Origin of the sequence: Stenotrophomonas bentonitica (genome assembly GCF_013185915.1) — a bacterium.
In the GTDB taxonomy this organism is placed as follows: domain Bacteria; phylum Pseudomonadota; class Gammaproteobacteria; order Xanthomonadales; family Xanthomonadaceae; genus Stenotrophomonas; species Stenotrophomonas bentonitica.
This window is the reverse complement of sequence record NZ_JAAZUH010000001.1, coordinates 1,076,464-1,090,152: the sequence shown is the minus strand read 5'-3', so window position 1 is coordinate 1,090,152 and position 13,689 is coordinate 1,076,464. Positions and strand designations below refer to the sequence as shown.

General features: G+C 64.6%; 11 protein-coding genes and 2 tRNA genes. 12 read left to right on the top strand and 1 reads right to left on the bottom strand.

From position 1 onward, the window contains the following. Positions 1 to 82 precede the first annotated feature (82 nt). The 12 genes from nuoE to HGB51_RS04810 all read left to right on the top strand — a co-directional run bounded on the left by nuoE (position 83) and on the right by HGB51_RS04810 (position 12,388). Positions 83 to 610 (top strand): NADH-quinone oxidoreductase subunit NuoE, encoded by a 528-nt coding sequence (gene nuoE / locus HGB51_RS04865; RefSeq protein ID WP_070207226.1) that lies wholly within the window; start codon positions 83 to 85, stop codon positions 608 to 610. 3 nt (positions 611 to 613) lie between these two features. Further along, positions 614 to 1,954, top strand: a complete 1,341-nt coding sequence (gene nuoF, locus HGB51_RS04860) for an NADH-quinone oxidoreductase subunit NuoF (RefSeq protein ID WP_070207227.1) — start codon at positions 614 to 616, stop codon at positions 1,952 to 1,954. Further along, on the top strand, positions 1,951 to 4,194 hold the full coding sequence (gene nuoG, locus HGB51_RS04855) for an NADH-quinone oxidoreductase subunit NuoG (RefSeq protein ID WP_070207228.1): 2,244 nt from the start codon (positions 1,951 to 1,953) through the stop codon (positions 4,192 to 4,194). The genes nuoF and nuoG overlap by 4 nt, the downstream gene beginning before the upstream one ends. After that, on the top strand, positions 4,191 to 5,282 hold the full coding sequence (gene nuoH / locus HGB51_RS04850; protein ID WP_070207229.1) for an NADH-quinone oxidoreductase subunit NuoH: 1,092 nt from the start codon (positions 4,191 to 4,193) through the stop codon (positions 5,280 to 5,282). Before nuoG ends, nuoH begins: the two co-directional genes overlap by 4 nt. A 3-nt stretch (positions 5,283 to 5,285) precedes the next feature. Continuing rightward, positions 5,286 to 5,774: an NADH-quinone oxidoreductase subunit NuoI gene (gene nuoI / locus HGB51_RS04845; RefSeq protein WP_070207230.1), complete on the top strand. Its 489-nt coding sequence runs from the start codon at positions 5,286 to 5,288 to the stop codon at positions 5,772 to 5,774. A 5-nt stretch (positions 5,775 to 5,779) separates the two neighbouring features. Continuing rightward, entirely contained in the window at positions 5,780 to 6,439 is a 660-nt protein-coding gene (locus HGB51_RS04840) for an NADH-quinone oxidoreductase subunit J (RefSeq protein ID WP_171966744.1), read from the top strand. Next, the gene (gene nuoK / locus HGB51_RS04835) at positions 6,436 to 6,741 is read left to right on the top strand and encodes an NADH-quinone oxidoreductase subunit NuoK (RefSeq protein ID WP_068853402.1); all 306 of its coding nucleotides are present in this window, start codon (positions 6,436 to 6,438) and stop codon (positions 6,739 to 6,741) included. Before HGB51_RS04840 ends, nuoK begins: the two co-directional genes overlap by 4 nt. A 7-nt stretch (positions 6,742 to 6,748) precedes the next feature. Further along, on the top strand, positions 6,749 to 8,947 hold the full coding sequence (gene nuoL, locus HGB51_RS04830) for an NADH-quinone oxidoreductase subunit L (protein WP_070207231.1): 2,199 nt from the start codon (positions 6,749 to 6,751) through the stop codon (positions 8,945 to 8,947). Between the two features lie 23 nt (positions 8,948 to 8,970). Further along, positions 8,971 to 10,479 carry an NADH-quinone oxidoreductase subunit M gene (locus HGB51_RS04825; RefSeq protein WP_070207232.1) on the top strand — a complete coding sequence of 503 codons (1,509 nt, stop codon included), beginning with the start codon at positions 8,971 to 8,973 and terminating at the stop codon, positions 10,477 to 10,479. Between the two features lie 15 nt (positions 10,480 to 10,494). Beyond that, entirely contained in the window at positions 10,495 to 11,955 is a 1,461-nt protein-coding gene (gene nuoN / locus HGB51_RS04820; protein WP_070207240.1) for an NADH-quinone oxidoreductase subunit NuoN, read from the top strand. 107 nt (positions 11,956 to 12,062) lie between these two features. Further along, positions 12,063 to 12,139 (top strand) — tRNA-Met (locus tag HGB51_RS04815). Positions 12,140 to 12,311: 172 nt separating this feature from the next. Then, positions 12,312 to 12,388 (top strand) — tRNA-Met (locus tag HGB51_RS04810). Positions 12,389 to 12,468: 80 nt separating this feature from the next. Here the strand turns inward: HGB51_RS04810 and HGB51_RS04805 are convergent. Then, positions 12,469 to 13,092 carry a hypothetical protein gene (locus HGB51_RS04805; protein ID WP_070207233.1) on the bottom strand — a complete coding sequence of 208 codons (624 nt, stop codon included), beginning with the start codon at positions 13,090 to 13,092 and terminating at the stop codon, positions 12,469 to 12,471. Positions 13,093 to 13,689: the final 597 nt, after the last annotated feature.

Here is a 13,689-nt window from a genome sequence, read left to right as displayed (position 1 = left end):
GCACGATGCCTGACACCCGCCGGCCGATGCCGGCGCTGCAGGTTCTGGTTCCCAATATTCTGGTATTTGCAGGGGTCGGCCGATGAAGGCGACGGGTAATTTCGAGGCGGCGCGCGACGTCGACCCGATGGTGGTGTTGAGCGACAAGACGCGCGCACACATCGATCACTGGCTGTCCAAGTTCCCGCCGGACCGCAAGCGTTCGGCGGTGCTGCAGGGCCTGCACGCTGCCCAGGAGCAGAATGCCGGCTGGCTGACCGACGAGCTGATCGCCGGCGTCGCCAAGTACCTGGACCTGCCGCCGGTGTGGGCCTACGAGGTTGCCAGCTTCTACTCGATGTTCGAGCTGGAGAAGGTCGGCCGCCACAACGTGGCCTTCTGCACCAACATCAGCTGCTGGTTGAACGGCGCCGAGGACCTGGTCGCGCACGCCGAGAAGAAGCTCGGCTGCAAGACTGGCCAGTCCACCGCCGACGGCCGCATCTACCTCAAGCGTGAAGAAGAATGCCTGGCCGGTTGCGCCGGTGCGCCGATGATGGTCATCAATGGCCATTACCACGAGCGCCTGACCGTCGAGAAGGTCGACGAGCTGCTGGACGGGTTGGAGTAAGACATGGCACATCATCACGCACCGTCCGGTCCCGTCGGTCCCGCACCGCTGCCGCACCAGGTGGTCTACACCACCCTGCATTACGACACCCCGTGGTCGTACGAAAACTACCTCAAGACCGGTGGCTACGCCGCCCTGCGCAAGATCCTCGAAGAGAAGATCTCGCCGGAGCAGGTCATCGAGATGGTCAAGCAGTCGAACCTGCGCGGCCGTGGTGGCGCGGGCTTCCCGACCGGCCTGAAGTGGTCCTTCATGCCCAAGGGCACCATGCAGAAGTACATCCTGTGCAACTCGGACGAGTCCGAGCCGGGCACCTGCAAGGACCGCGACATCCTGCGCTACAACCCGCATTCGGTGGTGGAAGGCATGGCGATCGCCTGCTACGCCACCGGCAGCACCGTGGGCTACAACTACCTGCGCGGTGAATTCCACCACGAGCCGTTCGAGAACTTCGAACAGGCCCTGGCCGACGCGTACGCGAACGGCTGGCTGGGCAAGGACATCCTTGGCAGCGGCGTGGACATCGACATCTATGGCGCGCTGGGCGCCGGCGCCTACATCTGCGGCGAAGAAACCGCGCTGATGGAGTCGCTGGAAGGCAAGAAGGGCCAGCCGCGCTACAAGCCGCCGTTCCCGGCCAACTTCGGCCTGTACGGCAAGCCGTCGACGATCAACAACACCGAGACCTATGCCTCGGTGCCGGCGATCATCCGCAATGGTCCGGAGTGGTTCCAGGGCCTGAGCCTGACCAAGAACGGCGGTCCGAAGATCTTCTCGGTCTCCGGCTGCGTGCAGCAGGGCGGCAACTTCGAAGTGCCGCTGGGCACCACTTTCGACGAGCTGCTGGAAATGGCCGGCGGCCTGAAGCCGGGTCGCACCCTGAAGGGCGCGGTGCCGGGCGGCGTCTCGATGCCGGTGCTGAAGGCCGAAGAACTCAAGGGCCTGCAGATGGACTACGACACCCTGCGTGCCCTGGGCACCGGCCTGGGGTCGGGTGCCATCGTGGTGCTGGACGACAGCGTCTGCTGCGTCAAGTTCGCCTGCCGCATCTCGCAGTTCTTCCACAAGGAATCCTGTGGCCAGTGCACCCCGTGCCGTGAAGGCACCGGCTGGATGCACCGCGTGCTCGAGCGCATCGTCGCCGGCAAGGCGACCATGGAAGACCTGCACCAGTTGAAGGCGGTGGCCGGCCAGATCGAAGGCCACACCATCTGTGCGTTCGGTGAAGCGGCGGCATGGCCCATCCAGGGCTTCCTGCGCCAGTTCTGGGACGAATTCGAGTACTACATCGTCAACGGTCATTCGATGGTCGACGGCAAGAAGGTGGAGGCAGCCGCCGCATGAGCGCGCAACCCAACAACCCTGGTGGCACCCCGGCGATCGTGCCGGAAGGGCATGTGACCGTCGAGATCGACGGCCAGTCCCTGGTCGTGCCCAAGGGCTCGATGATCATCCAGGCCGCCGACAAGGCCGGCATTCCGATCCCGCGCTTCTGCTACCACGAGAAGCTGCCGATCGCGGCCAACTGCCGCATGTGCCTGGTCGACGTTGAAAAGTCGCCCAAGCCGGCGCCGGCCTGCGCCACTCCGGTGATGGACGGCATGAAGGTCGCCACCCGCAGCGAGAAGGCACTCAAGTTCCAGCGTTCGGTGATGGAGTTCCTGCTCATCAACCATCCGCTGGACTGCCCGATCTGCGACCAGGGCGGCGAATGCGAACTGCAGGACGTCTCGCTCGGCTACGGCCGTTCGGTGAGCCGCTTCAACGAGCGCAAGCGCGTGGTGCCCGACGAGGACATCGGTCCGCTGGTCGCCACCGAAATGACCCGCTGCATCCAGTGCACCCGCTGCGTCCGCTTCACCGCCGACGTCGCCGGTACCTATGAACTGGGTGGCATGTACCGCGGTGAAAACCTGCAGATCGGCACCTACGACGGCAAGCCGCTGACCACCGAGCTCTCGGGCAACGTGGTCGACGTGTGCCCGGTCGGCGCGCTGACCAACAAGGTGTTCCAGTTCCGCGCCCGTCCGTGGGAACTGACCGCACGCGAGTCGCTGGGTTACCACGACGCGATGGGCTCGAACCTGTTCCTGCACGTGCGCCGCGGCGAAGTGCTGCGCTCGGTGCCGCGCGACAACGAGCTGGTCAACGAATGCTGGCTGTCCGACCGCGACCGTTATTCGCACCAGGGTCTGTACAGCGCCGACCGCGCGGTCAAGCCGCTGCGCAAGGTCAATGGCGAATGGCAGGAAGTGAGCTGGGCCGAAGGCCTGGCCGCCGCCAAGGACATCCTGGCTGCCAACAAGGGTGACGACCTCGGCGTGCTGGTGCACCCGTCGGCCTCGAACGAGGAGGGCGCACTGCTGGCCCGTCTTGCTTCCGGCCTGGGCACCGGCAACATCGACCACCGCATCCAGAACCGCGATTTCTCCGACGCCGCGACGGCCAAAGTGTTCGGCCTGTCGCTGGCCGAGATCGAAGCGGCCGACACCATCGTGGTGCTGGGCAGCAACATCCGGCACGAACTGCCGCTGCTGCACGCCCGCCTGCGCAAGGCGCAGACCACCCGCAACGCGAAGATCCACGCGATCAACCCGGTCGACTTCGACTTCGCGTTCAAGCTGGCCGGCAAGCAGATCGTGGCACCGTCGAAGTTCGTCGACGCACTCGGCAACGCCGAGCTGCGCCAGGCGGTCACCGGCAACGCCGTGCTGATCGTCGGTGGCATCGCCGAAAACCACCCGCAGGCCGCCGCGATCCGCGCCGCCGCGCGTGATTTCGCTGCTGCAACCGGTGCCAAGCTGTGCCGCATTCCGCAGGGCGCCAATGCCGTGGGCCTGTCCCGCGCCGGCGTGCTGCCGGCCGGCAAGGACGTCAACGCCATGCTGGCCCAGCCGCGCAAGGCCTATGCCCTGTACGGCATCGAGCCGGGCCTGGACTTCGCCGACACTGCCGCCGCCCGCAAGGCGCTGGCTGGTGCGCAGGTGGTGGCCTTCAGCCAGTTCGCCTGCGCCTCGACCCGCGACGTGGCCGACGTGATCCTGCCGATCGGTGCGCTGCCGGAAATCGACGCCACCCTGACCAACCTTGACGGTCGCGAGCAGTCGGCACGTGCCGGCGGCAAGCTGCCGGGCGAAGCCCGTGAAGGCTGGCGCGTGCTGCGTGCGCTGGGTGGCGAGCTGGCCCTGGCCGGTTTCGAATTCACCGACCTGGCCGGCCTGCGTGCCAGCCTGGCCCCGGTGTCCGTCAACGTCTCCACTTCGGCGGCAACGCCGGTGGCCGGCGAAGGCCTGGAAGTGGCGTCCACCGCTGCGATCTACCGCACCGACGCGGTGGTCCGTCGCGCCCAGGCGCTGCAGTCGCACCCGCTCAACGTCGCGCCGCGCATCGTGCTCAACAGCGATGACGCCGCCCGCCTGCAGCTGGTCGAAGGGCAGATGGCCAAGGTCGGCACCGATGCCGGCAAGGCCACCCTGCCGGTGGTGGTCGACGCCCGCGTCGCCGCGGGTTCGGTCTGGATTGAATCGGGCCACGGTGCAACCGCACCGCTGGGTGCCGCACGCGTAACGGTGGTGGCTGCATGAACGAGTTGCTGATTAACGCGGTCGACCCGCTTCACCAGTGGCTGCTGGGCCTGGGTGAAATCGGCGCGCTGCTGTGGATCGTGCTGAAGATCCTGGTGATCGCCATGCCGGTGATCATCGCGGTGGCCTTCTTCGTGGTCTGGGAACGCAAGCTGATCGGCTGGATGCACGTCCGCCACGGCCCGATGTACGTGGGCATGGGCATCTTCCAGGCCTTCGCCGACGTCTTCAAGCTGCTGTTCAAGGAGATCATCCAGCCGGCGAGCTCGCACAAGGCGATGTTCGTGCTGGCGCCGCTGATCACCCTGGCACCGGCCTTCGCGGCCTGGTCGGTGGTGCCGTTCGACGCGCAGCTGGTGCTGTCCAATGCCAACGCCGGCCTGCTGTACCTGCTGGCGATGACCTCGCTGGGCGTGTACGGCATCATCCTGGCCGGTTGGGCATCCAACTCCAAGTACGCGTTCCTCGGTGCCATGCGCGCCTCGGCGCAGATGATCAGCTACGAAATCGCCATGGGCTTCGCCCTGGTCGGCGTGATGATCGCGGCGGGCAGCCTGAACCTGAGCAGCATCGTGATGGCGCAGGCCGGCAACTCCGGCTTCTTCGACTGGTTCCTGATCCCGCTGTTCCCGCTGTTCGTCGTGTACTGGGTGTCCGGCGTGGCCGAAACCAACCGCGCGCCGTTCGACGTGGTGGAAGGCGAATCGGAAATCGTCGCCGGCCACATGGTCGAGTACTCCGGTGGAGCGTTCGCGCTGTTCTTCCTGGCCGAATACGCCAACATGATCCTGATCAGCTTCCTGATCTCGATCTTCTTCCTCGGCGGCTGGCTGAGCCCGTTCCAGGGCTGGATCACGGCGGACATCTCGCCGTGGATCGACTGGATCTGGAAGGGCGGCGCCCCGTGGCTGCTGCTGAAGGTGTTCTTCTTCGCCAGCGCCTACATCTGGTTCCGTGCCAGCTTCCCGCGCTTCCGTTATGACCAGATCATGCGTCTGGGCTGGAAGGTCTTCATCCCGCTCACCATCGCGTGGATTGCTGTGACGGCGTTGATGGTGTTCTACGGCGTGATCCAGAAGGGCGTCTAAGTGATGAATCGAATTACCCATTACTTCAAAAGCCTGCTGCTGCTTGAGCTGCTCGGGGGCCTGTGGCTGACCCTCAAGTACACTTTCAAGCCGAAGTACACGCTGATGTACCCGATGGAGAAGTTCCCGCAGTCGCCGCGCTTCCGCGGCCTGCACGCGCTGCGCCGTTACCCCAACGGCGAAGAACGCTGCATCGCCTGCAAGCTGTGCGAAGCGGTGTGCCCGGCGCTGGCGATCACCATCGACTCGGCCAAGCGCGAAGACGGCACCCGCCGTACCACCCGCTACGACATCGACCTGTTCAAGTGCATCTTCTGCGGCTTCTGCGAAGAAAGCTGCCCGGTGGACTCGATCGTCGAGACGCACATCCTCGAGTACCACTTCGAGAAGCGTGGCGAAAACATCGTTACCAAGCCGCAGCTGCTGGCCCTCGGTGATCGGCTTGAAGCCGAAATCGCCGAGCGTCGCGCCGCCGACGCCGCTTTCCGCTGAGGTCCATGATGGATTGGGTAAATATCTTCTTCTGGGTCTTCTCCATCGTGGCGGGCATTTCCGCCGCGGCGGTGATCAGCGTGCGCAATCCGGTGTATGCCGTGCTGTGCCTGATCCTGACCTTCTTCTCGGTGGCCTGCATCTGGATCCTGGTCGGGGCTGAGTTCCTCGGCGTGGCGCTGGTGCTGGTCTATGTCGGCGCGGTGATGGTGCTGTTCCTGTTCGTGGTGATGATGCTGGACATCGACGCCTCGAACCTGCGCGAAGGCTGGGTGCGTTACCTGCCGCTGGGCCTGGTGGTCGCGGTCACCATGCTGGTGCAGATGCTGATCCTGATCGGCGTGAAGGGCAGGGCGGTCAACCCGCTGCCGGCCGACAACGCCGCCGCGCTCGCCGCCGACAGCTCCAACATCACCTGGCTGGCACGCAGCCTGTTCACCGAATACCTGCTGCCGTTCGAGTTCGCCGCCGTCATCCTGACCGTGGCCGTGGTCGCCGCCGTCATGCTGACGCTGCGTCGCCGCACCGGCCTGAAGACCCAGAACCCGTCCGAGCAGACCATGGTCAAGGGCCATGACCGCCTGCGCGTGGTCAAGATGGATGCCGAAAAGCCGGTGGTTCACACCCTTACCAAGCCGTCCAGCAACGAGGAGGCCGCCCCGTGATCACCCTTGGTCATATCCTGGCCCTTGGCGCGCTGCTGTTCTGCATCAGCCTTGCCGGCATCTTCCTCAACCGCAAGAACATCATCGTGCTGTTGATGTCCATCGAACTGATGCTGCTCTCGGTGAACATCAACTTCGTCGGGTTCTCGCGTGAGATGGGCGACACGGCCGGCCAGCTGTTCGTGTTCTTCATCCTGACCGTGGCCGCGGCCGAGGCCGCGATCGGCCTCGCGATCCTGGTAACCCTGTTCCGTACCCGCCGCACCATCAATGTCGGCGAAGTCGATTCGCTGAAGGGCTGATCCGTAGATGGAAATTACTCTCTCCAAGAGTCTGTTGATCGCCGTGGTGCTTGCGCCACTGCTCGGCAGCATCATCGCCGGCCTGTTCGGTCGCCAGGTGGGTCGCCTCGGCGCCCAGACCGTCACCATCCTCGGTGTCGCGGTCAGCTGCGTGCTGTCCAGCTATGTGTTCTACCAGCTGCTGTGGGGCGGCGCGCAGCCGTTCAACGAAAACGTCTACACCTTCTTTGAAGTCGGCCGTTACTCGGCGCATGTCGGTTTCATGATCGACAAGCTCACCGCCATGATGATGGTGGTGGTGACCTTCGTGTCGTTCCTGGTCCACGTGTACACCATCGGGTACATGCAGGACGACCCGGGCTACCAGCGCTTCTTCAGCTACATCTCGCTGTTCACCTTCTCGATGCTCACCCTGGTGATGAGCAACAACTTCCTGCAGCTGTTCTTCGGCTGGGAAGCGGTGGGCCTCGTCTCGTACCTGCTGATCGGCTTCTGGTTCAAGCGTCCGACCGCGATCTTCGCCAACATGAAGGCGTTCCTGGTCAACCGCGTCGGCGACTTCGGCTTCATCCTCGGCATCGCCGGCGTGCTGTGGGTGTTCGGCACCCTGGACTACGCCACCGTGTTCGCCAATGCCTCGATCCTGGCCCACCCGGAAGCGCAGCTGCAGGTCTGGTCGGGTTCGCTGACCCTGTTCGGCCAGAACATCCAGCTGATGAGCGAGCCGGTGATCTGGTCGATCGCCACCATCATCTGCATTTGCCTGTTCATCGGCGCGATGGGCAAGTCGGCCCAGGTGCCGCTGCACGTCTGGCTGCCGGACTCGATGGAAGGCCCGACCCCGATCTCGGCACTGATCCACGCCGCGACCATGGTCACCGCGGGCATCTTCATGGTCACCCGCATGTCGCCGCTGTTCGAGCTGTCGCAGACCGCGCTGAACTTCGTGCTGTTCATCGGTGCCACCACCGCGTTCTTCACCGGCCTGATCGGCATCGTGCAGAACGACATCAAGCGCGTCGTCGCGTACTCCACGCTGTCGCAGCTGGGTTACATGACCGTGGCGCTGGGTGTGTCGGCTTACTCGGCGGCCGTGTTCCACCTGATGACCCACGCCTTCTTCAAGGCGCTGCTGTTCCTCGGCGCGGGCTCGGTGATCATCGCCATGCACCACGAGCAGGACATGCGCAAGATGGGCGGCCTGCGCAAGTACATGCCGATCACCTTCATCACCATGTGGATCGGTACGCTGGCCCTGGTCGGTACCCCGTTCTTCTCCGGCTTCTACTCCAAGGACACCATCATCGAAGCGGCGCAGCACCACGCGCACGTCTCCTCGAGCTGGGTGGCGACCTACGGGTACTGGGCGGTGCTGGGTGGCGTGATCGTCACCAGCTTCTACAGCTTCCGCCTGCTGTTCCTGACCTTCCATGGCAAGGAACGCTTCCGCGACGCGCACCACGATGACGCGCATGGCCACGGCCATGACGACCACCATGCTGCCGATGCACACCATGCCGACGCCCACCATGGCGACGCGCACCATGACGACCACGGCCATGGCCACGGTCCGCATGAGCCGCACGAAACCCCGTGGGTGGTCACCCTGCCGCTGATCCTGCTGGCAATCCCGTCGATCCTCGTGGGTTTCTTCAGCATCGGTCCGATGCTGTACGGCACCGACTGGGCCGGCCACCATGCCGAGCATGCGATTCCGGGCCAGGTGCATTCGTTCTTCACCGGCGTGGTCGACTTCTATGACCCGGCGCGCAACACCATTGGCGCCCTGGCTGAAGAGTTCCACGGTCCGGTCGCGTTCGCCCTGCACGGCATGATGGCCCCGGCGTTCTTCCTGACCGTGGCCGGCTTCCTGCTGGCGGTGCTGTTCTACCTGTGGAAGCCGGAACTGGCGACCCGTGCGCGCAAGACCTTTGCGCCGCTGGTCTCGGTGCTGGAAAACAAGTACGGGTTCGACAAGCTGTGGATCGGCGGCTTCGCCGGTGGCGGCGTCAAGCTGGGCAAGGTTTCGCGCGCGATCGACACGAACATCGTCGATGGTGTGGTGGTCAACGGTTCGGCGCGCCTGATCGACCTGGCCGCCAACCTGCTGCGTCGCACCCAATCCGGTTTCCTCTATCACTACGCCTTCGCGATGATCATCGGCCTGATTGCCCTGCTGGGCGTCCTGATGCATTACCTGCGTTGATGACCTGTACGGAATAAGAAGACGTGTCGAACTGGCCTCTACTCAGTGTTCTCATCTGGCTGCCGATCCTCGGCGGTGCCCTGATCCTTGCCATCCGTGATGCGCAGACCGCCCGCTGGGCGTCTCTGGGCGTGGCGGTGCTGACCTTCGTGGCCAGCCTGTCGCTGCTCAGCGGCTACGACGTGTCCAACGACGCGTTGCAGTTCGTCGAGACCCGCGCCTGGATCCCGGCCTACGACATCGGCTACAACCTGGGCGTGGACGGCATCGCCATCGCGCTGATCCTGCTGACCACGCTGGTCTCGGTGCTGGCGCTGATCGGCGCCTGGAGCGCCATCGACAAGCGGGTCAACCAGTACGTGGCGGCCTTCCTGATCCTGGAAGGCGTCACCGTCGGCATCTTCGCCGCGACGGACGCGATGCTGTTCTACGTGTTCTTCGAAGCGATGCTGATACCGATGTTCCTGATCATCGGTGTCTGGGGCGGCCCGCGCCGCATCTACGCCGCGCTGAAGTTCTTCCTGTACACCTTCCTCGGCTCGGTGCTGATGCTGGTGGCGCTGATCTACCTGTACCTGAAGGGCGGCAGCTTCCAGCTGGCCGACCTGTACCAGCTGCAGCTGTCCAGCCAGGAGCAGACCTGGATCTTCTTCGCCTTCCTGATCGCCTTCGCGGTCAAGGTGCCGATGTTCCCGGTGCACACCTGGCTGCCGGACGCGCACGTCGAAGCGCCGACCGCCGGTTCGGTAATCCTGGCCGCCATCGCGCTGAAGATCGGCGGTTACGGTTTCCTGCGCTTCAACCTGCCGATCGTCCCGGACGCCTCGCACGACTGGGCCTGGCTGGTGATCGCGCTGTCGCTGATCGCGGTGATCTACGTCGGCCTGGTCGCCCTGGTCCAGGACGACATGAAGAAGCTGATCGCCTATTCGTCGATCGCGCACATGGGCTTCGTCACCCTGGGTACCTTCATCGCGCTGTGGCTGGTGCGTGACGCCGGCAACGCCGACGCCGCCCGCCTGGGCCTGCAGGGCGCCATGGTGCAGATGGTCTCGCACGGCTTCGTGTCCGGTGCGATGTTCTCCTGCGTGGGCGTGCTGTACGACCGCATGCACAGCCGCCGCATCGCCGATTACGGCGGCGTGGTCAACGTGATGCCGTGGTTCGCCACCTTCGCCATGCTGTTCTTCATGGCCAATGCGGGCCTGCCGGGCACCAGCGGTTTCGTCGGCGAGTTCATGATCATCATGGCCAGCTTCCAGCGGAACCCGTGGCTGGCGCTGGGCGCCGCGACCACCCTGGTGATCACCGCCGCCTACACGCTGTGGCTGTACAAGCGCGTGTTCTTCGGTGAAGTGGCCAACAAGCACGTGGCCGAACTGAAGGACATCAACGGCCGTGAGTGGCTGGTGCTGGGCGTGTTCGCCGTCGGTACGCTGGCGCTGGGTCTGTATCCCAAGCCGCTGACCGACCTGATGGAGCCCTCGATCGCAAAGCTGGCGATGCAGATCGCATCCAGCAAGCTGCTGTAATTCCAGGATTTGATGATGACCACCTCGCCGCTGTTGCCATTGACCGCCGCTGACCTGCCGCCGCTCGCTCCGGAGCTGGTGCTGATCGGCAGTGCGTTCGCCCTGATGATCCTCGACCTGTTCATCAGCAAGCAGAACAAGATCTGGACCCACCTGTTCTCGGTTGCCGCGCTGGCAGTCGTGCTGTTCATGCTCGCCACGGGCGTGGGCGGGCAGGGCGAGGTCTTCCACGGCATGTTCGTCCGCGACACCGCGGCTGATGTGATGAAGGTCGTGGTCGTGCTGTGCAGCGGCCTGACCCTCATCTATGGCTGGAGCTACCTGCGCGAGCGCGACCTGTTCCAGGGTGAAATCCCGGTACTGGTGATGTTCGCCACCGCCGGCATGATGATCCTGGTCTCGGCCGGCAGCCTGCTGATGGTGTACCTGGGCCTGGAACTGCTGGCGCTGTGCTCCTACGCCCTGGTGGCCAGCAACCGTGACAATGGCCTGGCGACCGAAGCGGCGATGAAGTACATCGTGCTGGGTTCGCTGGCCTCGGGCCTGCTGCTGTACGGCATGTCGCTGATCTACGGCGCCACCGGCTCGCTGCACCTGGACGCGATCAACGCCGCCATTCCGCAGTCGGACGAGAAGATGCTGCTGCTGACCGGCGCGGTGTTCATGATCGCCGGCGTCGCCTTCAAGCTCGGCGCGGCCCCGTTCCACATGTGGCTGCCTGACGTGTACCAGGGTGCCCCGGCACCGATCGCACTGTTCATCAGCTCGGCGCCGAAGCTGGCCGCGTTCGGCATGGCCTACCGCCTGCTGGAAATGGGCATCGGCCCGCTGTCGGACGAGTGGAAGTACCTGATTGGTGGCCTGGCCGCGCTGTCGCTGGTGGTCGGTAACCTGATGGCGATCGCCCAGAGCAACCTCAAGCGCATGCTGGCCTACTCGACCGTGTCGCACATCGGCTTCCTGCTGCTCGGCATTGCCGGCGGCGGCGAGCGCGGTTACGCCGCAGCGCTGTTCTATGCGCTGAGCTACGCGATCATGTCCACCGCCGGTTTCGGCGCGATCATCGCGCTGTCGCGCAATGGCTTCGATGCCGAGAAGATCGACGACCTGAAGGGCCTGAACGCCCGCAACCCGTGGATGGCGGGCCTGGTCCTGTGCATCATGGCCTCGATGGCCGGCATTCCGCCGTTCCTGGGCTTCTGGACCAAGCTGGCAGTGCTGGGCGCGGCGATCAACGGCGGCATGCTGTGGCTGGCGATCCTCGGCGTGATCTGCGCGGTGATCGGCTGCTTCTACTACCTGCGCGTGATCAAGGTCATGTACTTCGACGAGCCGGTGGGCGAGCCGCTGCCGGCCAACAACGACCGCGTGCTGGGCGTTGTGCTGGGCGTGAATGCCCTGGCGCTGCTGGCGCTCGGCCTGGCTTGGAACCCGATCATGGTCTGGTGTCAGCAGGCTTTTGCACATCTCGCATAAAAAGCGATACAAAACTGCGTGAATAGTGTAATATTCGTTTCCTGAGTTGTTGATGCAGCGGTTTCGCCAGAATATCGTTGCGGTATGAATCGACTCACCACTTCTGCTGCGGGGTGGAGCAGTCTGGCAGCTCGTCGGGCTCATAACCCGAAGGTCGCAGGTTCAAATCCTGCCCCCGCTACCAAATTGTCCCGGTGCAAACCGGTGACTGGAACGACGAAGGCGATCCCGGCAACGGGGTCGCCTTTCTCGTTCCGCGGTAGTGCCACGCCCTGCGTGGCAACCCCAGCCAAGCTGATCGCAACGAATCGTGGGGTTGCACGAATGGGTAAACTCCCTTACAATTCCGCTTCTGCTGCGGGGTGGAGCAGTCTGGCAGCTCGTCGGGCTCATAACCCGAAGGTCGCAGGTTCAAATCCTGCCCCCGCTACCAAATAGTATTGCTGGACGTCAGACATCCAGCACCAGAACGGCGACCCTCGGGTCGCCGTTTTGCGTTGCGCGCACTCCGCGCTATATCGAAGAGAGTTTGTAGCGAAGTCCCACCAGCCGGCTGAGCACACCGTTGAGGATGGCGGTCCGACGTTTGCGCCAGCCGGTCTGCGGTTCCATGATCCGGCGCGTGCCAAAACTCCGGTTGCGGCCCATGTTGGGCATGAACTCGGCCTTTCCCTGGAACCCGCTGGTGGGTACGCCCAGCTTGTCGGCCACGCGCTGCGCCTGCGACGCGTACTTGCCGCCGAACGCCGTCCTGCACGACTGCAGTTCCATGCGCTGGAATACATGGTCCTTGCCGAAGCTCTTTCGAATGATGGACGCCAGCTTGCCGCCCGACACGTTCTCCTTCGTAGCGGTCAGGAACCGCGCGCCGTGGCCCTGGAAGATGTCGATGAAATCGTCACTGGCAATCTGCGAGCTCCCGAGCAGATCGTCGCCCACACTGACGATGCTTGTCTGCGACCCGCGTGCCGACGTGCTGATCGGCCACGCCTTCAACGTGGTACGCATGCCTTTGTCGGCGAACGTCTGCGGCCGCGCGCTCGCCAGCCGCTGCACGAACCGTTTGCCCTTGCTTGCCAGTTGCGTCCCGGCCTTGGCGATGGCGGGAAGTGCGGCGACGACGCCGGCGGCGGTCAAGCCGATCCCTGGCCGAGTAGGGGCGGTGGTTGCGCGGCCCCAGCAGGTAGAGGCCGCTGGCCGTGTCCAGTAGTTCGCCGTTGAAGCCAAGCTGCGCAAGCGGCGATAGCGGGCGGAGTGACGTGGCCGCGTGGTGTCCGTGTGGCGCGTAGGCCACCCCGCGCGGCGCGTCGTCCAGTTCCAGGGCAGGGGAGAGGGATGCATCGGTGGCCAGCAGCAGCGGCACGAACGATCGCGCAGGCGCGAGTTCGGCCACAGGCTGATCGGCGATCCATAACCAACTCACCGGGTCGTGCGGGTCGGGATCCTGTGTCCCGGCTTCGGCAGCGGCACGGTCGTCCCGCCAGTAGCGATACCGATTTGAATCGGGACTGCTGATGCAGGACAGCAGGCCCTCGGCGTCATAGCAGAAGTGTGCGAGCGCGGAGATTGAGCGTGTCGGCGTTGCCGATGGAACCTGCGCCAAGGTGATGCCCTCGCAAGCGCGACTGATCCCGCGCGACAGCAACCCCCGTTGCCTTGCCGGTGGACGAGCGGATGCCTCCGGCATCGCCTTGGATACCGCCAGCGCCGTTAGCCTGGCATGAAGTGCAGGGC